Consider the following 20125-nt stretch of genomic DNA (forward strand, 5'->3'; position numbering starts at 1 on the left):
GTTCGGTACTGTTATCCGTCTCGGGGCGGAGATGAATTTCCACCCGCTGACTGTTTTGCAGCGGAGGTAAAAACTGGCACAATTACGCCATGAGGAATGATTGTGAAAATTTGGAGGAATTCTTGTGAAAAAACGGGCATCCATTATTCTGGCTTCGGTCATGTTGGTCGCTGCTGGTTGTTCAGCACCAGCACCAGAGGCACCGCAGCAGACAGAGGTAAAGGCAAAGGTAGTAGAGGTTGTAAAGGTACAAAAGGCAACAAAGCCAGTGATGCTCGCAGTCACAGGGATGGTGGAAGCCAAGCGTGACGCGGTACTGTCGTTTGGTACAGGCGGAACAATCTCAGCGATCTCCGCGACCAAAGGAGCAAAAATCGCGCAGGGTCAGTTATTGGCCACATTGGATACGCGTTACCACCAAAAAGAAATTGCAGCGGCACAGGGGCAGGTAGAGGAAGCAGCAGCGCGTAAAATCAAGACGTTAAAAGGTGCGACAACAGAAGCACTTGAACAGAAACGTTTGCAAGTAAAAAGTGCGCAAGACAGCCTGGATAAAGCAAAGCAGGATCTCGCAACAAGTGAGAAGCTGTTTGCCGGTGGAGCCATTTCGCAAAACGAAATAAATGCAAGTAAACGGGCTGTTACGCAAGCAGAGATTACACTGCGTGACGCTCAGCTATCTCTAAATGAGCTACAAAAAGGAGCAGAGCCAGAAGATGTCATGGTCGCCAACGCATCGATTAAAGCTGCTGCCGGCGGTGTAGACCGTGCGAAGAAGAGCTTGGATGATGCGAAAATTCAGGCGCCATTTGCGGGAACAGTCGTGGATGTAAGGCTGCAAAGGGGAGAGCAGGCTTCTCCAGGTCAAGAAATTATTCGTATTGTCGATTTGTCTGACGTAAAAGTAACCTTGGATGTCTCCAATGAATTGATCGGTCAATTCCGTGAGAAAACGAAGGTGCAGGCTTTGTCGGACGATGGTAAGAAAAGTGAAGGAACCATTGCATTTATATCTCCAGTTGTGAACAAGGATACTGGGAAGTACCGCGTCGAGATCACGATTCCGAATGCAGATGGTTACTGGCGTGGAGGAATGGCCGCGACAATTGAGATACCGCGCCAAGTGAATGGCTTCCTCGTGCCGCTGGAAAGTGTCGGCGTGAGTCAAACCGACCATTACGTGATGGCAGTAGAGAATGGCCTGACTGTAAGAAAACCAGTGAAAACCGGTCAAATGGTCGGAGACTCTATCGAAATCGTATCTGGAGTGAAAGAAGGCGACCAGCTCCTTAGCAGTGGAATTACATTCTACGTCGAAGGGCAAAAAGTAGAGGCGAAGGGAGAATAGTTGCATGAACAAGATGATTCTCTTTTTGCTTAAGAGACAACTGATTGTCTATTTGTTTACTTTTTTGCTCGTCATTGCCGGACTGGGGTCCTTGTTCAGCTTTAATATTGAATTGGTACCGAAAACGAACTTCCCGGACATTTTTGTTCGGATATCGGGTGGGTCACTTCCTCCTGAAGAGATGGAAGAGAAAATAACGAAAAAAGTAGAACAAGAGCTAAAATCGATTAATGATATTAAAAAATATTCTTCTTCAACGAGTGCTGGGCACGTAAGCATCAATATTTCTGCGAACGAAGGAAAAGGCGAGCAAGTCAAGCAAGATGTGCAAAATGCCGTTAACCGCCTTCGCAATGGGTTCCCGAAAGCCATTGATTCCGTAGAAGTCAACCAGAGCAGCTTTGGTGGCGAACAGATGATTGACTATGCTCTCGTAGGTGCTGATCCGAAGACGATGCTGAGTCTGGCCAAAACATCGATCAAGGACCGCATTGAGGAAATCGAGGGAGTCAAGGAAGTATCGGTTTCTGACCGAAGCTTCGAAAATAAAATTGCCATTTCTCTGTTGCCTGAGCGATTGAATGCATATCAAACCAATCCTGCAGCAGTCATCTCGCAACTGCAGGATACGAACTGGAAACAAGGGATTGGGACGCTGGAGAACAAAGGTTTTGACACAGTAGTCATGATCGACAATTCGTACCAAAACGCGGAGGAAATGAGGGCTCTGTCGATCGATACGCCGAAGGGAGCGGTTTCCCTAGATCAGCTCGCAGACATTGAAGACCTGCGTGGAAAAGTGAAGGATCAAGTAGCGCTTACGAACAGCTCCGTTTTTGTTCATTTGAGCGTTACACGATCGGATGGTTATGATTTGATTACCACGCAAGCGAAGGTAGAAGAGGTTGTTCGCGAATTAAATGCAGAAGCGAATGGCAAATATACCATCAAAGTCATGTTTGAAGGAGCGTCCTTCATTAAGCATGCGGTTTCCAACCTCAGTCGTGATGTGATGATTGGTGGAGCGCTTGCGATTATCATCCTGTTCGTTTTCCTTCGTAACTGGAGGGTTACTCTCGTTATTGCAACGACGCTGCCACTCTCTGCTTTGATGACATTTATCGCGATGAAAATCGGCGGGTACAACATAGACATGATCAGCTTGTTGTCCTTGAGCTTATCCGTCGGATTGATTGTTGACGCCGCGATTGTGGTGCTGGAGAGTATTTATCACTATCGAGAGAAAGGCGAGGAGCTCAAACAGGCGATTGTAAAAGGAACGAGAGAAGTACTGACGCCTGTATTTACTTCGCAGCTTACGATTATTATCGTTTTCTTGCCGCTCGTCCTTGCAGATTTTGAAGACTGGCTCAAACCGATTTTGGGAACAATCGCGTTTACCGTATCTGCTGCTATTATCGCTTCAACAATCGCCGCATTCTTTTTTGTTCCCGTATTCTCCAATCGCTTCTTGCAAAAGGATAAGCACGTTTCGCTAGAAGGTGAAGGGAAAGAACACTTTATCATCCGTGCGTTCAGCGGACTTTTGCAAATTGCGATTAGACATCGCGTCAAAACGATTTTACTGGCGATTTTGATGCTAGTCGGATCAGCATTCCTTACGCCAATGATGAAAACTGGCCAAGGGATCAATCCAAATGAAAATATCATTTTTGCCAATATTGACATGCCGATTGGGTCTACACTGGAAAAAACACAAAAAGCAGCTGTAGCCGGGGAAGATGCGCTGCGTAAAATCCCCGAAATTAACGATGTATTCTTCTTTGCTTCCAAGGAAAGTGCAGAGTTATTCATTTCCTTGATTCCGAAAACAGAAAGAACAAGGGATAAGGAAGCTTTGAATGAAGATATCAACAATATTTTGAATGGCTTGCCAGGAATTGAAACGGTCTCTATGTCTTACGGACAACAGGGTGGCAGTGCGCCGATCCAATTGGAAATCTTCGGGGACGACATGGAGCAGATGAGCAAGATCGCTACCGATCTGGAAGGAATGCTTTCTACCATCTCCGGTGTCGGCAACATTCGCAACGACTTTAAAGAAGGCAAGGAAAAGGTCACGTTATTGCCAAAAGAAGAAGCTCTCGCAAGGCTGAATGTAGATCATCGTTCGTTGTTACAACAATTGAGCGTGCTGATTGGCAGCCAACAAATTACTTCTATCACGCAGGACGGAATCGAAGTGAACGTAGTGGCTAAAATGCCTGATAACTGGCTGAAGCACCCGGATCAACTTAAAAACGTCATGGTGAGTGCGAAAAATGGTGCAGCAGTGCCTTTGGTTGACTTGGTAGAGATGACCTATAGCAAATCTCCCGTTACGATTCAGCACAAAAAAGGCGAGCGGATCATCACCGTTTCCGCTGAGCTTCAAGGTGGCGATTTGGCCGGAGTTGGTCGTGAGATCGGAGAGAAGCTCCCAGGTGTAGTAATTCCAGCAGGCTACAAAGTAGAGATCGCCGGAAAATTGAAAGAACAAAGCACGAATATGACACAAGCGATCTTTGTATTCGTTGGTGTACTTGCCTTGATCTATGTCGTCATGGTTGCTCAGTTCGGACGTCTTTCCCAGCCGTTTATCATCATGCTGACCATTCCAATGGCACTGGTCGGTGTCGTGTTAGGATTCGTCCTTACACAGCGGACATTCGGTGAAATGGCGATGATTGGGATTATTATGCTGGTTGGTATCGTCGTTTCCAATGCGATTCTTCTGATCGACCGGATCAACTTGCTCCGCAAGCGTGGAATGGATACAGCCGAAGCCATTATCCAAGGAACCAAAGAACGGATTCGTCCTGTTATCATGACGAAGCTGACGGCGATTCTCGGGATGCTGCCGATGGGACTTGCGATGGCAGAAGGCTCTGATTTGGAGGCACCGCTCGCAACTGCTGTAATCGCTGGCTTGATCTTCCATACCATCGTTACGCTGGTGCTCGTTCCTGTCCTGTACTCCCTGTTTGAGGGGGCGAAGGAAAAAAGGCTGGCGCGCAAGGCGGCTCGTCAAGCGAAGCGAGAAGCAAAACGAGAGGCAAAACAAAACAAAGACAAGAACGTACCTCCGACAGAGGTATAGTGATTTGCAAGAGAAGGGGAGTATATGCTGTACCCCTTCTCTTTTGCTTTTCCTTCGTCTGAAAGTTCTGTAGAATAAAGAGGTCAAGATACATACCTGAGTGAACCATGAAAGGAGCAAGCATATGGATCTATTTTTGCAAGGAAAAACGGCTCTCGTACTCGCTTCGTCAAAAGGCTTGGGCAAGGCAACAGCCCAGTGCCTCGCCGAAGAAGGAGCGAATGTCACGATATGCGGTAGAGATGAAGCTACTCTGGAAATCGTTCGAGCTGAGATCGAACAGGCTACTGGAAAATCACCTCTTGCCGTAACAGTGGATGTGACAAAGGAGGAAGATATCAAGCGAGTTGTGGAAGAAACAGTCAAGCATTTTGGCAGCGTCGATATATTAATTAACAATTCAGGTGGGCCTGCAACAGGCAGATTCGATCAGCTCACCGACGAACAGTGGATGCAAGCCTTCCAGCTAAATTTGCTCAGCTATGTACGTGCTATTCGTGCTGTGTTGCCCCATATGCGAGCGAACCAATTTGGCAGAATCATCAACTTCGCTTCCTCGTCCTTTAAACAGCCGATTGAGAATTTACTTCTTTCCAATACGTTTCGTACAGGGGTATTGGGCCTTTCCAAGACGCTTTCTTCAGAACTCGGACCAGATGGGATTCTGATTAACACCATTGGACCTGGCAGAATTGCGACGGATCGGGTGGCACAACTGGATGGGTTTACCGCAGAGGCGAAGGGCATCAGTGCTGATGAAGCAAGGGAAAATTGGGAGAAGCAAATCCCATTGGGCAGATACGGTCAGCCTGACGAGTTTGCTCGCATGGTGACGTTTTTGGCTTCGCCAGCAAACAGCTACGTGACAGGTCAATCCTTTCTCGTCGATGGTGGTTTGATCCGCGCGATCTAATAAAAGAGAGGAGAATTCATTTGAGTAAAGAGAGCTCATTTGATATCGTGTCCAAAGTAGAGTTGTCCGAAGTGAACAATGCGATTCAGACCGCATTAAAGGAAATAGAAAATCGCTTTGACTTCAAAGGAAGCAAGAGCAGTATCTCCTTGGAAAAGGAAGAGCTCGTCCTCGTCTCCGATGATGACTTCAAGCTCAGTCAGGTAAAAGATATTTTGCTTGGCAAGCTCGTCAAACGGGATGTCCCGATCAAAAACCTCGACTACGGCAAAATTGAACCGGCAGCGGGCGGCACTGTCCGTCAGCGTGTCAAGCTGGTGCAAGGGATCGACAAAGACAATGCGAAAAAGATCAACAGCATCATCAAAGATACAGGACTCAAAGTGAAAACACAGATTCAAGACGATCAAATTCGTGTGACAGGAAAAAGCAAAGACGAATTGCAGCAAATCATCAACGCAATTCGCAAGGCTGATCTGCCGTTGGAAGTACAATTTATTAACTATCGCTAACTACTTGCTGAAAAGCCAACTTTTTGAGCAGTGACTACTAGAAAAGTTTTTGCTTCTAACTCTCTTCACTCTCGCATATGCATGTACAAATAAGTGACAAGCACTTGCGAAAGGGAGAGTAGAGACATGAAGGTCTTTATTATCAGTATGCGCAATCTCATTTTAGGCGGAATTGTTTTTCTTGTAGCACTGGTGGCGGGAATCGTACTTTTGGTCAAAGATCCCCTGAGCGTCTCGGACTCTTATCGACCGTCAGATCCAACTGCTTCTGTTACAGCGACGGCTCCCGTGAACCAGCCAGCAGGGTCAGAAAAGCCTGCGCTGAATATGGCGGTCAAGGTGGATGGGACGACGGCAGAAGTATCCTTGCTAACGGAGAACTTCACGTTTGTCCAGGATAATGGCGAATTGGCCGAAGCCCCAGTTTTTGGAGAGGGACACGCACATTTATACCTGAATGGCGAACCAAAAGGGATGATTTATCAACCAGAGTTTTTACTGAAAAAGTTGCCCAAGGGAGAGCATGAAATTCGCGTAGAGCTCAACTACAGCAACCATCTGCCATACAAGATAGAAACTACGAAAAAAATCGTTGTGAAGTAAAACAGATCGCGTTCCACAAAAGGGACGCTTTTCTTTTTGGGAGGAGAAATCGCATTTTATCAAGGAACACGAGAAAAAGAAGGGATTGTGGCGGAAAGGAAGAATCCTACAGAATAGTCTGAATGTTTTGGGGGTGCTTGTATGATTCATATGACCACAATCGGCAACATGTTAGACGACACAGCTAGTAAGTATCAGGAAAAGGAGGCTCTAGTTTATCACGAACGAGGGCTTCGCTATACGTTTGGAGAATTTCAAGCGATATGCAATCAGGCAGCGCGGGGATTTATGTCTCTTGGCATTCAAAAAGGGGATAATATCGCGATTTGGGCGACCAATGTGCCTGAATGGGTGATTTCGCAATTTGCCACAGCGAAAATGGGTGGAGTGCTGGTAACGGTTAATACGAGTTACCGGGTGCATGAACTGGAATATTTGCTGCGTCAATCAGAGTCGACGACGCTTCTCTTAATGGATTCCTATCGCGATGCAAATTATCTTGCCATGATTCAGGAGATTTGCCCGGAGTTACAGACATGTGAACCTGGAGCGTTACAATCCAAAAGGCTTCCGCATTTAAAAAATATCATCTATCTAGGGAATGAGCGACAACCCGGAATGTTTTCGTGGAGTGATTTGCTCGAGCGTGCTTCACGGGTCACCGAAGAAGAGCGGATGGCACGCCAGGCGACGCTTTCACCTGATGATGTTATCAATATGCAGTATACATCCGGCACGACTGGTTTTCCAAAGGGAGTCATGCTGTCGCACGTCAATATCGTCAACAATGCCATCAAGGTAGCGGAATGTCAGCGGCTCGGGTTAGAGGATAAGGTGTGCATTCCGGTTCCGTTTTTCCACTGCTTTGGCTGTGTGATGGGGACCTTGGCATGTGTGGCGACAGGTGCAACGATGGTTCCTGTCATCGCCTTTGATCCCGGCGTTGTACTTGCGGTTGTGGAGGCCGAACGCTGCACAGCACTGTACGGTGTGCCCACGATGTTTATTGCCGAGCTGAACCATCCGACGTTTGCCGAGCGAGATCTCAGCTCGCTGCGTACAGGCATCATGGCTGGTTCTTTATGCCCGATTGAGGTCATGAAGAAGGTCGTCGATCAAATGGGAATCCGTGACATTACGATAGCGTACGGTCAAACGGAAGCTTCTCCTGTCATCACACAGACTGTACCAGAAGATTCCCTCGAGCGAAAAGTATCCACTGTCGGTCGTTTGCATGCAGAAGTAGAAGCAAAAATCATCGATCCAGCGACAGGTGACATTTTGCCGCCAGGTGTACAAGGCGAACTGTGTACGCGAGGATATTTGGTTATGAAGGGCTATTACAATATGCCAGAGGAGACAGTCAAGGCCATCGATCACGAAGGCTGGCTACATACCGGAGACTTGGCAACCGTCGATGAAGAAGGCTACTATCAGATTACAGGCAGGCTTAAAGACATGATCATACGCGGAGGGGAGAATATTTATCCTCGTGAAGTAGAAGAGTTCCTCTATACACATCCAAAAGTGCTGGACGTCCAGATAGTAGGTATACCGGATGCCAAATACGGAGAGCAGGTATTGGCGTGCATTCGGGTAAAGCCCAACGAGACGTTGTCCGAGGATGAGGTGCGGGACTATTGCGAAGGGAAAATTGCTCATTACAAAATTCCCCGTTACATACAGTTTGTAGACGAATATCCGATGACCGCTTCCGGTAAAATACAAAAGTTCAAGCTGCGGGAGCAAGCGTTACAGCTGTTTGGACAAAGCAATTCAAATCATACGGGAACTGCATAGGATGAGGTTCAAGCGCTAAGGAGATGCTCCTGGCGCTTTTTTAGATAGTTCTTTACTTTCGAGCAACTCTTGACTAAGATAAGTGGAAATCAAAATAGGAGAGGTGCAGCCAAGCATGGAAATCAGATTTTTGGGACCAGAAGATGCAGAAGAGTTGGTAAAGATTAGACTGGAAGGGCTGCAAACAGATCCAGACGCATTCGGCTCTACCTATGAAGAGGCTATGCAGGTATCGATGGAAGAGTGGCGGCAAAGACTTTCTCAAGGGGATTCAGGCGATAGCGGCTATTTTGGTGCATTTGTGGAAGGACATCTGGCTGGCATCATCGGTTTTTTCCGCCACCGAGGGCTAAAAGCGAGACACAAAGCTTCTATCATCTCGATGTACGTTTGTGAAGTGTATCGCGGGACAGGTGTCGCACAAGCGCTCATGCAGGCAGAACTTGCCTACTTAAAGGAGCGGGGAGATATTGATACGGTACAACTCGCTGTCGTCACGACCAATCCGGCTGCCATCCGTCTCTATGAGAAAATGGGCTTTATTCCATATGGGTTAGAAAAGCGTGCACTGAAAAATGGCGATCAATACTTTGATGAGAGCCACATGTATATTCTTTTATAGAAAACATGAAAAAGCGAAGGCTCACATTAGCGGATGCCTTCGCTTTTTCTATGCGCTACGCTATGGATGGAAGCTTATCGGCTTGCCTCGTATGCAGTGATCTTATCTTCATACTGCAACGTAATTCCAATATCGTCGAGACCATTCAGCAGGCAGTAGCGACGATAGGCGTCTACCTCGAACGGGTAGGAGAGACCTTCACTGTCACGAACAACTTGTTCTTGCAGATCGATGGTCAGCTGGTAGTTTGGCTTGTTTTCGGCACGGTTGAACAGCTCATCGACTTGCTCTTCACTCAACTTGATCGGCAGGATGCCGTTTTTGAAGCAGTTGTTGTAAAAAATGTCCGCAAAGGATGGAGCAATCACACAGCGGAAGCCATAATCAAGGAGTGCCCATGGCGCATGCTCACGAGAGGAGCCACAGCCAAAATTGTTGCGGGCAAGAAGGACAGTAGACTCCTTGTACGCAGGCGTATTCAGAATGAACGAATCGATGGGCGCACCATCGACAGTAAAGCGCCATTCATAGAACAGGAATTGACCAAAACCGCTGCGTTCAATGCGCTTCAAGAACTGCTTAGGGATTATTGCATCCGTATCTACGTTTACACGATCGAGTGGGGCTACCACTCCGGTGTGGATGACAAATGGATTCATTGGAAGACCTCCTTGCTAGCGTTCTCGTTTTTCCATTCACGAACATCTACGAAGTGACCTGCGATAGCTGCTGCTGCTGCCATTTCCGGGCTGACCAGATGTGTCCGTCCGCCGCGTCCTTGACGTCCTTCGAAGTTCCGGTTTGAGGTAGAAGCACAACGCTCACCTTCGGACAGGATATCCGGGTTCATTGCCAGACACATGGAGCAACCAGATTCGCGCCAGTCAAATCCTGCTTCTTGAAAAATGAGGTGCAAGCCTTCTTGCTCAGCGAGCTGCTTAACTGCCTGAGAGCCAGGAACGACCATCGCGTGTACGGAAGGGGAGACCTTGCGTCCTTTTGCCACTTCGGCTGCCTTTCGCAAGTCTTCGATCCGACCGTTTGTACAGGAGCCGATAAAGACGCGATCGATTTTGATTTCGCTCATGGGAGTGCCAGGGGCAAGGTCCATGTACGCCAGAGCATCCTGGGCCGCTTTGCGCTGTGCGGCTGTCTCGAATGACTCAGGACTTGGAACAGTGCTCGTAATGTTCGTCCCCATACCAGGGCTCGTTCCCCATGTCACTTGCGGTGCTATCTCAGCTGCCTCGATTTCTACACAGGCATCAAACACAGCGCCTTCGTCCGTGCACAGCTCTTTCCAAGCCTCAACAGCTGCAAGGAAATCTTCCCCTTGCGGAACATAACGCTTGCCTTTCAGGTAATCAAACGTAGTCTGGTCAGGAGCGATTAAGCCAGCACGAGCGCCACCTTCAATCGTCATGTTGCATACCGTCATGCGTTCTTCCATGGTCAGGTTGCGGATCGCAGCACCTGTGTATTCTACGACGTAGCCAGTTGCAAAGTCAGTTCCGTATTTTGCGATAATCGCCAAAATTAAATCTTTTGCACTGACACCGAATGGCAGGTCGCCGTTTACGCGTACTTCCATCGTTTTTGGTTTGGATTGCTGCAAGCATTGTGTTGCGAGTACATGCTCCACCTCACTGGTACCAATACCGAAGGCGAGGGCACCAAATGCTCCGTGAGTGGAGGTGTGGCTATCACCGCAGACAATTGTTTTGCCTGGATGTGTGAGTCCGAGCTCAGGACCAATGACGTGGACGATCCCTTGATCCGGGCTGTTCAGATCCGCGAGTGTAATCCCGAACTCTGCACAGTTCGCCGTCAAGGTTTCCATTTGTTGACGAGAAATTGGATCCTTGACATTAAAACGGTCAGCAGTCGGTACGTTGTGGTCCATGGTTGCGAAGGTAAGCTCTGGACGGCGTACTTTGCGGCCAGCCAAGCGGAGTCCTTCAAAGGCTTGCGGCGAAGTCACCTCGTGAACCAGGTGCAGGTCGATATACAAAAGGCTCGGCTTGCCTGCCTCTTCGTGAATAACGTGATTGTCCCAAATCTTTTCAAACATCGTACGGGCTGTCATCATGTTTTCCTCCTTCGTTCAAAAACTCTTAACAAGGTTGTAACATGGCAAAGAGAATAGTTCAAAGATATAATAATTATAAGAAGGATAGTTTTTGCCTATCGGGAGGTCTATATGGAGTTACGACAAATTCGTTATGTACTTGCTGTTGCGGAAGAACGCAGTTTCTCCCGTGCAGCCAATCGATTACATTTGGCCCAACCGTCGTTGAGTCAACAAATTGCGAAGCTGGAGAAAATACTCGGTGTCAGCTTGTTCCATCGCTTGCCGCAGCACGTAGAACTGACTGATGCGGGCCAACGCTTCATACAGGTGGCGCAAACGCTCGTCGACATGTCAGAGGGGCTAGAGAGGGAAATGCGCGCTTATGCCGTAGGTGAAAGTGGCAAATTGTTAGTCGGAAGTTTACCGATCACAGGGGCGTACGTGCTTCCAAGGGTGTTGCCTACGTTTACACAGCAATTTCCAGGTGTCGAGCTGCAATTGATGGAGGAAACGTCGAGTCATTTGGAGCAGCTACTTGTGCGGGGGAAAATTGACGTCAGTCTATTAACCATGCCCATTAGTGATCCGTCTCTGGAAATCATCCCCGCAATCAACGAAGAAATCTTTTTGGCGGTACCAGCCAATCATCCGCTCGCGAAACGAAAAGAAGTCGATCTCGCGGAGGTAGCCGATCAGCCTTTTATCCTGTTAAAAGAGGGGCAAGGTTTCCGCACGATCTCGCTTCGGCTCTGTGAGCAGGCGGGATTCCGACCGCGAATCGTGTTTGAGAGCTCAAACATCCAGACGGCTCAGTCACTTGTTGCAGCAGGCATGGGGTTGTCGTTTGCACCGAAAATGATTACACTCGCACCCGGAACGATCGAACCGCCAATCTATGTTCGGATAAAAACAAAACCTTCACGCACACTCGTCGTGGCGTATCGTAAGGACAAACCGCTGTCACGCCCGGCTGAAGCGTTTGTACGATGTCTCATTGAGCAGGGTGGGAAAATATAAAGGCAAACAAGAAACCCAGTCGCCGCAGTTATTTGCGAACACTGGGTTTTTCATCTTGCGGTTTTGTATCTTGAACAAGTTCGGAAAAGACGACGAGCCTTTGAGCGTGTTCCTGTGTTTTCTTGTTAAATTTGCCGGAGCAGGTAATCAAATTCAGATGGGAGCTCTCAGCCTTCCCGAAAATCTGATCGATGGGGGCCTCGGCTGTCTGGAAGCTTTCTACTTTGCGAACCTGGAAGGTTAGCGTCCTTCCTTTTGCTTCACGCACTCTGATTTTGTCGCCGGGCTTTAGTTTTTTCAGATGGTAAAAAACAGCTGGACCCGTATAATGATCAAAATGGCCGGCGATCACCGCATTCCCCTTCATCCCGGGCTTTGTCCATGGCGCCAAAATACCGACGCGATCAAAAGCCTTTGGGACGTCCATTTGCCCATTCGGTAAAACGCCAACCGGTTCTACACGAGCTTGAAGGTTCAGTTTTGGAATATGTAGAAGGGTTGGCATGATTCCGTCTGGAAGAGGAGGGGCAGGAAGGAACGTCGGTTGAGGGGGCAGCGAGGGACCATAAACGGTAACCGTTTGTTTGATATGAATGGGCCCTGCTGGTTTTTGCATGGTACTTGCAATTTTTGGAGCTTCGACAGGTTCTTTAGTTGTATGGCCGCAACCAATTGTAACCAAACTAATGAATAGTAGGGACCCGAGCAGTTTTTTCATAGGCTGCAAAGAAAAGGGGGGAAGCTCCCCCTTTAATTGCTTGCTCCACCCATACCGGTTTTCGGCATAGCCTTGATATGCACTTTGCCTTTATGTGCCTTGGTTTTCATATGGTGAGCTTTGGTCTTCATATGATGCGCTTTTGTTTGTACCTTGTGGTGTTTCTTGTGACCGTCATGAGTCTCAGCAGATACAGGAATTGCAGTAGTTACCAAGCATGCAACCATCAACAAAGCAGCGAATTTTTTCATGAGTAGCACCTTCCTTAAAAATTATTTGCTTACAACCAATAGGATTTCCGTTTGCTCGTTTGTTAGTTATGGCAATTGTTTCTCCTAAACGACCCAAACAGCCCACACCTGTGGTACACTATTTCCAAATCATTCTGGGAGGAAGATAACATGAGAGAAATTAAGACAGAAGCTGAGTTCGAGCAAGTAATCGCAGCAACCAAGCCAGTCATCGTCAAATTCTTCACGGATTGGTGCCCAGATTGTCATCGGATTGATCCATTCATGCCTGCCGTGGAGGAAAAATACAAAGAACAGCTGGATATGATCGAAGTCAACCGTGATACTCTCCCGGACCTGTCCGAAAAGTACGATGTCTTCGGGATTCCAAGCTTTATTGCGTTCCATAATGGAAAAGAACTGGTTCGCTTCGTAAGCAAGCTCGGAAAGAGTCGTGAGGAGATCGAGCATTTCCTGGACCGTGCCATTCAAGTCAGTAAAGGTCTCGAGCAAGCATAATTGCATGAACATCGAACAGGGAGATAGACAGAAATGTTATTCATGAAAAAAGAAGGGGAATGGCTCGTTGCTCATTTACGAGACAATGACGGTGCTATCCCGATTGGGAACCTGCTGCGCGAAGTGTGGAAGTTGCCTCGCAAGCAGGTCCATCTTTTATTCCAAAACAAAGAAGTACTACTGGACGGTGCACCTGTTGCTCAGCATGTTGCTGGAAAAGCAGGGCAGGAAATTCGCCTGCGGATGTGCAAGCCTGAGCCATTGGGGCTCGATCCGGCCAGTGAAGCACCGGAGATCTTGTACGAGGATGATCATTTGCTCATCGTGAATAAGCCGGTTGGTCTTCTGTTGCATCCGACCGAACGCTATCATCATGTGACGTTGGATCATCTTGTGTCGGGGCACTTTTTCCGTACGGGTTTGGAGGCAAAGGTCCGTCATGTCCATCGACTGGATCAAGATACGTCAGGCGTCGTCCTGTACGCGAAGCATGCGTGGGCCTCTGCACTTTTAGATGAAATGCTGCGTGAACGCACAATCAAGCGTACATATGTCGCGTATGTTTCGGGGCGAATGCCCAAAGAGCGCGGAAAAATTAATGAACCGATCGGGAAAGATCGGAATCATGGGACCCGCAGAAGGGTCACACCTAACGGCGACCCAGCGATTACCCATTATCAGGTGAAAGAACGTTTTCAAACAGCTACGAAAGTAGAATGTCAATTAGAGACCGGGAGAACCCATCAAATTCGCGTTCACTTCAGTCATATTGGGCACCCGCTTTTAGGGGATGAACTGTATGGTGGCAAGCGTGAACTCATTAAGCGACAAGCGCTCCACGCAGCAGTGCTCAAATTTGTGCATCCATTCGGAGGAGAAGTCATCGAAGTCACGGCTCCGTTGCCACTCGATCTGTTTCATTTGGAAAAGAAGCTGAGATAATCGCCATTTGACGACGGACTGAATAAACTGCCAAGGAGGAAACGAGAGAGGGTGGTCTTTTGAAACGACCCATAATCGGCATCTTGACTTGGCGGGAAGGCAAACGTTTTGCAGAGCCAACCTATTTTCGGCGACTGCTCAAGGCTGGACAAGAACTGGGCTGTACCGTTTTCCTGTTTTCACCAAACGATGTACTTGGAGCCGGCAAACAGGTGAGAGGGTATGTCCCGGGGAAGAGTGGCGGCTGGCAAGCAAGGATATTTGACCGTCCAGACGCTGTTTTCGACCGATACCGCTATACACCGACACAATCGTTTAAGAACTATGTGGCCTTTCGGCGGACGAGTAATTTTTTGTACGCAAACAATCGCTTGGCAAACAAATGGCGTGTACATGAGGTGCTACATCGGAACCCCAGAATGCATCGGTGGCTTCCGGAGACGCACCTGTACAACCGACACAGCTTGGCCAACATGCTAGGCAAGCATCCATTGCTCTACGTAAAGCCACTCAATGGAACAGGGGGACGAAACATCCTGTCCATTGAAAAGCGTGGCGACGAACTTCGACTGCTCGGCCGGAACAAGCAAAGGGCGAAAGTGTCCACAGTAGTAAAAGACAAAGCCGCTGCCCAGAGATGGGTAGATCGTTGGACGAGACAGGAGAAATACATCGTTCAGCAAGGGCTTCGTTTGCAGTTGGTTCCTTCGCGGGCAGTAGACATGCGTCTCTTGATTCAAAAGAATGGGCAGGGAGAATGGAGCATTACAGGCCATGGGATTCGCGTAGGTCCAGAGCGCAGTGCCACCTCTAATCTGCATGGCGGCGGAAAAGCGATTCCTGTATCGGTATTTCTCCGACCGAGGTTTGGGGAGGAACGTACCGCGCAGATCGTGCATGATTGCGAGCAGCTCGCTTTTCAAACAGCGGAAACCCTCGAGGATCATTTTGGACGGATGGTTGAATTTGGACTAGATATTGGCATCGATGTAGAGGGTCGTGCGTGGCTGATCGAAGTGAATCCCAAACCAGCTCGGGAAATTTTCCGGGAGATGGGGGCAATGGAGCAGTACAAGAATGCCATTACTCGCCCGCTTGAATACGCCATCTACCTAGCCAAAACACAGGGACGCGAAGGTCGCGAGCCACTGTTGAAGAGAAAAGTCGCCAGAGGATAGTGTGAAAAAAGAACAGCGGCAGCCAGGGACAATGCATGAAGCCAGTCCTCGTCTGCCGCTGTATTGCTAGGTGGAGATGGAAAGCGGTAATTGCAATTTGCTCGGGATGTCAGGGGCGAAATCGGGTGTATGAATAACAGAAAAAGAGTACCCTTCCCGGACGAATGTAAGCTCATGAGCATCCGAATGGAAGAGGACGTTACTTTTTTCAAAGCGCCTCCGCACCTTTTGCAGGAACGTTTGGTCAGGCGTTCCAAAAGTCACGTGCATTTTTGGTGGTAGCGCTTTCATGGCAATGGGAATCCAAGGTCTTTTTTTCCATGTGGCTACGATATGTGCCGTTCCCCCGATGACGAAGTTAAAAATTTCGCCATCCTCGTAAGTTTTCAGGCTTAGATTCGATTTTAGCCATTGCGTAAAAACAGGCACACTTTCTACGGGACAGCCCACTTCCCGTAAATACAAAATGTGCAGGGGAGTGGATGGCATAATGACCTTTTCTGACACATAGTCGTGGGCAATAATCTCAAGAAGATTCCCGTCTCCATCGCGGAAATACAGGTTCATCCGTCCTTTTTCCTGATCAATGTCATGCCCATCCTCCCATCGAACAATCAACAGACCAGATTCTTTGATCTTTTTCGCTGATTCATGAAAAAGGGTATAAGGCACTTGAAAAGTAATATGGGCGGGGGAGATTGGTTCATACACTTCTTCAAAGGTTAAACGAAAATCGGGTGTGACTTGAAACGTAATCTGTTTGTCTGATTGAGACAAAATCGGAAAACCGAGACGGTCTGCGTAAACCTGGTGAACTCCTTGGATGGACACCGTTCGTAAGGTTAATTTAGAAAAGTGCGTAATCACCTGCCATCACCTTTTCCTATAAAAAGATAACATAATATAAATTATGTATACTCATTCGGTTCACACTGTTGCTAGACAATCTTCTCAAATATCTTGGGAGAGGCGAACCATATCTATCACCTGAATCCCGTTTTCGTAAATCTCTTCCTCATAATGCCGCAAGAAAAAGTCCCGATCGATCCAATTCATGCGAAATCCACACTTTTGATACAGGGCGAGCTGACTCACACTAGAATTCCCTGTTCCAACCTCGATTGTCTTATAACCGAGAGATTTGGCTACTGCTATGGAATGAAGAACGAGCTTTTTGCCAATGCCCTTGCCATGATACGCTTCATCGACTGCAACATTCACGAGTTCAATCGTATCCGGTCTGGTTGGTATCAAGACGTAGACACCTACGATGCTCTCCTCCAGAACAGCGACATAGCAATGACCTCTTTGTAAATAATCCTCCACCAATCTGACAGAGGGGTCAGCCAATAAGAGTAAATCCATTGGTGGTTGTTCCTGTGCTGCAAGCTTGCGAATTTCCATCCGTGTTTCTCCTCCGATTCAAGTTGTTACTGGCTTTTGCAATGGAGCTGTTTCGTAGTTGACAACCAGGTTCTTTTTGTACGTAAAGATATGCCGACAAGGTTCGGCATCTTCCAACATGTATGGTAAAAATATGGGAAGGTTTTCTGGGACGCCAGCATTGTCAGGGTCCAAGATCCACGCTAGCTCTTTCCAGTCAAGGATGCCTTCTTCCACTACCTGTGGGGTTTGAGAGCGCTCGTAGTCTTCCGGAAGATGAGCGAGAAATGCATACATACCGCCTGTTTCAACTCCATCGACTAGCCAAGAGACAATTCCTTTGTAGCAAGCGGTTTCTAGTAAAATGCCCGTCTCTTCCCGAACCTCGCGAAGGACACTGTCCAGTGGAGTCTCTCCGTGCTCCAGCTTACCGCCTACGCCATTCCAAAGCCCCATTAACGGTGATTTATTGCGATTCAGCATGAGTATTCCATTTCTATGTTTGAGAAAGCATATGGTATAGCGATACATGTTATCCCTTTCCTTTTTGTTGCAGTCGACTTCTTTAACACGACCATTGTATCAAATGAGTGCAATCATCAGTTATTTTTATTTGGTTTTCCAACAGAAGTTTTGTAATATTTCGTTATAATAACAAAGAAGAGTGGAAGAATGAATAGGGGGTTCGTTCAAGATGGGAAACAATGAAAAGGTAGAAGGGCTAACAATAGAGGAGTGGAAAATGAAATATCCGCTTCTCCATAACATGATGGAGACAGAAGAAGTTTTCTGGACGAACCCATGCTATGACGAGATCGCAAAAGCAACTCTCTCCGTTTCGCCAGAGGAAGTCCAGGATGCAGAAGAACGCTTGCGGCGTTTTGGCTCGTTCATTCAAGTGGCTTTTCCCGAGACGAAAGAATCTGGCGGACTAATCGAGTCTCCACTTGTACCGATTAAAGAGATGCAAAAGTACCTGGAGTCTCGTTTTGCATTGAATATACAGGGGAATCTCTGGTTAAAATGCGACAGCCATTTGCCTATTGCAGGGTCGATCAAAGCGCGTGGCGGTATCTACGAGGTGCTGGCACATGCAGAAGAATTGGCTCAAAAGCACCAGATGCTGCAACCGGACAATGATTATGCTATTTTGGCCTCGGAAGCGTTCCGCGAACTATTTTCCCGTTATTCCATTGCAGTAGGCTCGACAGGAAATCTCGGTTTGAGCATCGGGATCATCAGCGCAAAGCTAGGTTTTCAAGTCACCGTACACATGTCAGCAGACGCTAAAGCATGGAAAAAGGAATTGCTGCGGGCAAAAGGGGTCCATGTAGTTGAATACGCATCGGATTATGGGAAAGCGGTGGAAGAGGGAAGAAAGCAGGCGGAGGCCGATCCGAATTGTTATTTCATCGATGATGAGAACTCCAAGCGTCTATTCCTCGGCTATGCGGTAGCAGCCGGACGATTAAAGAAACAGGTAGAGGAGCAGCAGATTACAGTAGATAGCGATCACCCGCTGTTTGTCTACCTGCCGTGTGGGGTAGGGGGAGGTCCTGGCGGTGTGGCGTACGGATTGAAGCTTATCTACGGAGACAATGTTCATTGCTTTTTTGCAGAACCTACTCATTCTCCCTGCATGCTGCTAGGTTTAATGACAGGACTGCATGACAAAGTTTCCGTTCAAGACTTTGGAATCGATAACAAGACAGAGGCGGATGGTCTGGCTGTTGGGCGTCCTTCTCGATTTGTAGGAAAAATGATGGAGGACTTGCTGAGTGGCGTGTTTACAGTGGACGACGAAGAGCTATATGCTTTGTTGCGTGCCTTGCGCGATCACGAGTCCATTCGATTGGAGCCGTCGGCATTGGCTGGAATGCCAGGACCTGTTCGATTGTTTCAGCAGGAGACAGGGCGTCATTATTTGGCAAAGCAAGGTCTAATGGAAAAAATGAAAAAAGCGACCCACATCGTATGGGCGACGGGTGGGAGTATGGTGCCTGCGTATATTCAAGAAGAATATTATGCGAAAGCTCTGGGTGAGAATGGAAAAAGATAACTCGTTGCTTATGAATACATAATATTTATTATGTCAACTCGATTCTGTTTTCACATTCTCGCCTTATTCATAAGCATCGAAATGTTGCAGAAAGCCCGGAGCACTTCTCCGGGCTGTTGCTCATTCATTTCAAAGTCTTCTGGGTCTTGAAAATAATAAACGTTGGTCTTCTTACTTCTGAAATCTGATGCGGCTGCAAGCGGAGTCCTTCTGGCGTGCAGGTTGGCTCGATGATCTCTTGCAGGGTAAGTCCCGCTCGGATTAACGTATTGACGGCAGTGGACATGGAGCGGTGGTAAAAAAGGGCCTTTCTGCCGTTCATCATGTACATTTCACGTTCTCCATCTTCCAGGTAGTTGTCCAAGGGCCAGAAATGCTTCTGTCCTTCTTCATCGCGTACCCAGCCCTCGACCTTTTTGCGAGCGGTAATATGCGGATGGAGGGTAGAGTAAACGAAATGTCCTCCGTTGCGCAAGGCGCGGCTTACTTTGTTGATCACGTGCTCATAGTCACGAACGTAGTCCATGACGAGAGAGCTCGTTATGAGATCGTAGTCATGATCAGCAAGCGCAATGTCCTCCAGGGAGCCATGCAGATATCGAATGTTTCTATGACTGTTATTCGTTTGCGCATACTCCAGCATATTGTGCGAGAGATCAACACCAATCACTTCACGTGCTCCTTGCTCCACACAGTACCTGGCAAACTGTCCGCCACCACACCCGAGGTCGAGTACACGCAATCCTTTTAGGGAGGGGAGGCATCCGCGAAAGGCAGGCTGTTCGATAATGTCATTCTCCGATTGACCGGACAGACGCAGTTTTTGATAGTCCTGATAAAAATCCGGTTGATCGTACAGATTTTGTTTCATCCTCTATCACCCGTTTCCAATTTTTCTCGGATTCCCTATTATGGATAAAGGATGATCATGATGTCAATTATTCGTTTAAAACGATTGAAAATGAGAGCAGGAGTTTGCTTTTTTTACGAGAATTAGTGAGAGACAACCCATTTTCGCGATTCCGTCCGCTTTGCTGTGACGGTTTTTTTCTGTAAGAAGATTTGGTTTCGGTATTTTTGGGCGAGACTGAAATCGAAGGAGGGATAGAC

General features: G+C 47.8%; 20 protein-coding genes. 12 read left to right on the forward strand and 8 right to left on the reverse strand.

Going from position 1 to position 20125, the window contains the following annotated elements; genetic code table 11:
* Positions 1 to 124: 124 nt before the first annotated feature.
* From M3630_RS09320 to M3630_RS09350, 7 genes are all read left to right on the forward strand, one after another.
* Positions 125 to 1348, forward strand: coding sequence for an efflux RND transporter periplasmic adaptor subunit (locus M3630_RS09320; RefSeq protein ID WP_251251893.1), 1224 nt, complete (start codon positions 125 to 127; stop codon positions 1346 to 1348).
* 4 nt (positions 1349 to 1352) lie between these two features.
* Entirely contained in the window at positions 1353 to 4448 is a 3096-nt protein-coding gene (locus tag M3630_RS09325; RefSeq protein WP_221867084.1) for an efflux RND transporter permease subunit, read from the forward strand.
* 124 nt (positions 4449 to 4572) lie between these two features.
* Positions 4573 to 5361 carry an SDR family oxidoreductase gene (locus M3630_RS09330; protein ID WP_251251894.1) on the forward strand — a complete coding sequence of 263 codons (789 nt, stop codon included), beginning with the start codon at positions 4573 to 4575 and terminating at the stop codon, positions 5359 to 5361.
* A gap of 20 nt (positions 5362 to 5381) precedes the next feature.
* Positions 5382 to 5873, forward strand: coding sequence for a YajQ family cyclic di-GMP-binding protein (locus tag M3630_RS09335; protein ID WP_047069044.1), 492 nt, complete (start codon positions 5382 to 5384; stop codon positions 5871 to 5873).
* Between the two features lie 126 nt (positions 5874 to 5999).
* Positions 6000 to 6476, forward strand: a complete 477-nt coding sequence (locus M3630_RS09340) for a hypothetical protein (protein WP_173609458.1) — start codon at positions 6000 to 6002, stop codon at positions 6474 to 6476.
* Positions 6477 to 6617: 141 nt separating this feature from the next.
* The gene (locus M3630_RS09345; protein ID WP_251251895.1) at positions 6618 to 8276 is read left to right on the forward strand and encodes an AMP-binding protein; all 1659 of its coding nucleotides are present in this window, start codon (positions 6618 to 6620) and stop codon (positions 8274 to 8276) included.
* A 115-nt stretch (positions 8277 to 8391) separates the two neighbouring features.
* Positions 8392 to 8898, forward strand: coding sequence for a GNAT family N-acetyltransferase (locus M3630_RS09350; RefSeq protein WP_251251896.1), 507 nt, complete (start codon positions 8392 to 8394; stop codon positions 8896 to 8898).
* A gap of 74 nt (positions 8899 to 8972) precedes the next feature.
* Here M3630_RS09350 and leuD read toward each other — a convergent pair whose 3' ends face one another.
* Together leuD and leuC are read right to left on the reverse strand one after the other, a co-directional pair.
* Positions 8973 to 9557, reverse strand: a complete 585-nt coding sequence (gene leuD, locus M3630_RS09355) for a 3-isopropylmalate dehydratase small subunit (RefSeq protein ID WP_251251897.1) — start codon at positions 9555 to 9557, stop codon at positions 8973 to 8975.
* Positions 9554 to 10984, reverse strand: coding sequence for a 3-isopropylmalate dehydratase large subunit (gene leuC / locus M3630_RS09360; protein WP_173609828.1), 1431 nt, complete (start codon positions 10982 to 10984; stop codon positions 9554 to 9556). The genes leuD and leuC overlap by 4 nt, the downstream gene beginning before the upstream one ends.
* A gap of 114 nt (positions 10985 to 11098) precedes the next feature.
* On the opposite strand from leuC, the gene M3630_RS09365 reads away from it, so the two are divergent.
* The gene (locus M3630_RS09365; protein ID WP_251251898.1) at positions 11099 to 11986 is read left to right on the forward strand and encodes a LysR family transcriptional regulator; all 888 of its coding nucleotides are present in this window, start codon (positions 11099 to 11101) and stop codon (positions 11984 to 11986) included.
* Positions 11987 to 12014: 28 nt separating this feature from the next.
* Here the strand turns inward: M3630_RS09365 and M3630_RS09370 are convergent, their stop codons facing one another.
* Positions 12015 to 12602 carry a class F sortase gene (locus M3630_RS09370; protein WP_251251899.1) on the reverse strand — a complete coding sequence of 196 codons (588 nt, stop codon included), beginning with the start codon at positions 12600 to 12602 and terminating at the stop codon, positions 12015 to 12017.
* 134 nt (positions 12603 to 12736) lie between these two features.
* A complete protein-coding gene (locus M3630_RS09375; protein WP_173609453.1) occupies positions 12737 to 12955 on the reverse strand; it encodes a hypothetical protein in 219 nt (72 codons plus the stop codon).
* Between the two features lie 150 nt (positions 12956 to 13105).
* Here M3630_RS09375 and M3630_RS09380 point away from each other — a divergent pair, with 150 nt between their 5' ends.
* The 3 genes from M3630_RS09380 to M3630_RS09390 are packed head-to-tail and all read left to right on the forward strand — an operon-like array spanning position 13106 to position 15573.
* Positions 13106 to 13453, forward strand: a complete 348-nt coding sequence (locus M3630_RS09380; RefSeq protein ID WP_173609452.1) for a thioredoxin family protein — start codon at positions 13106 to 13108, stop codon at positions 13451 to 13453.
* Between the two features lie 33 nt (positions 13454 to 13486).
* A complete protein-coding gene (locus M3630_RS09385) occupies positions 13487 to 14395 on the forward strand; it encodes an RluA family pseudouridine synthase (protein WP_251251900.1) in 909 nt (302 codons plus the stop codon).
* A gap of 59 nt (positions 14396 to 14454) precedes the next feature.
* Positions 14455 to 15573, forward strand: a complete 1119-nt coding sequence (locus M3630_RS09390; protein ID WP_251251901.1) for a YheC/YheD family endospore coat-associated protein — start codon at positions 14455 to 14457, stop codon at positions 15571 to 15573.
* Positions 15574 to 15639: 66 nt separating this feature from the next.
* Here M3630_RS09390 and M3630_RS09395 read toward each other — a convergent pair whose 3' ends face one another.
* From M3630_RS09395 to M3630_RS09405, 3 genes are all read right to left on the reverse strand, one after another.
* A complete protein-coding gene (locus M3630_RS09395) occupies positions 15640 to 16440 on the reverse strand; it encodes a VOC family protein (protein ID WP_251251902.1) in 801 nt (266 codons plus the stop codon).
* A gap of 84 nt (positions 16441 to 16524) precedes the next feature.
* Complete coding sequence (locus tag M3630_RS09400; RefSeq protein WP_173609448.1) at positions 16525 to 16977, reverse strand: GNAT family N-acetyltransferase; 453 nt, start codon at positions 16975 to 16977, stop codon at positions 16525 to 16527.
* A gap of 18 nt (positions 16978 to 16995) precedes the next feature.
* Positions 16996 to 17487: an NUDIX hydrolase gene (locus tag M3630_RS09405; protein WP_285860368.1), complete on the reverse strand. Its 492-nt coding sequence runs from the start codon at positions 17485 to 17487 to the stop codon at positions 16996 to 16998.
* Between the two features lie 163 nt (positions 17488 to 17650).
* Between M3630_RS09405 and M3630_RS09410 the strand changes: the two genes are divergently transcribed.
* Positions 17651 to 19015: a D-serine ammonia-lyase gene (locus M3630_RS09410; RefSeq protein ID WP_251251904.1), complete on the forward strand. Its 1365-nt coding sequence runs from the start codon at positions 17651 to 17653 to the stop codon at positions 19013 to 19015.
* Positions 19016 to 19139: 124 nt separating this feature from the next.
* Here the strand turns inward: M3630_RS09410 and M3630_RS09415 are convergent, their stop codons facing one another.
* The gene (locus tag M3630_RS09415; RefSeq protein WP_251251905.1) at positions 19140 to 19886 is read right to left on the reverse strand and encodes a class I SAM-dependent methyltransferase; all 747 of its coding nucleotides are present in this window, start codon (positions 19884 to 19886) and stop codon (positions 19140 to 19142) included.
* Positions 19887 to 20125 lie beyond the last annotated feature (239 nt).

The organism is Brevibacillus sp. MER 51 (genome assembly GCF_023714195.1).
In the GTDB taxonomy this organism is placed as follows: domain Bacteria; phylum Bacillota; class Bacilli; order Brevibacillales; family Brevibacillaceae; genus Brevibacillus.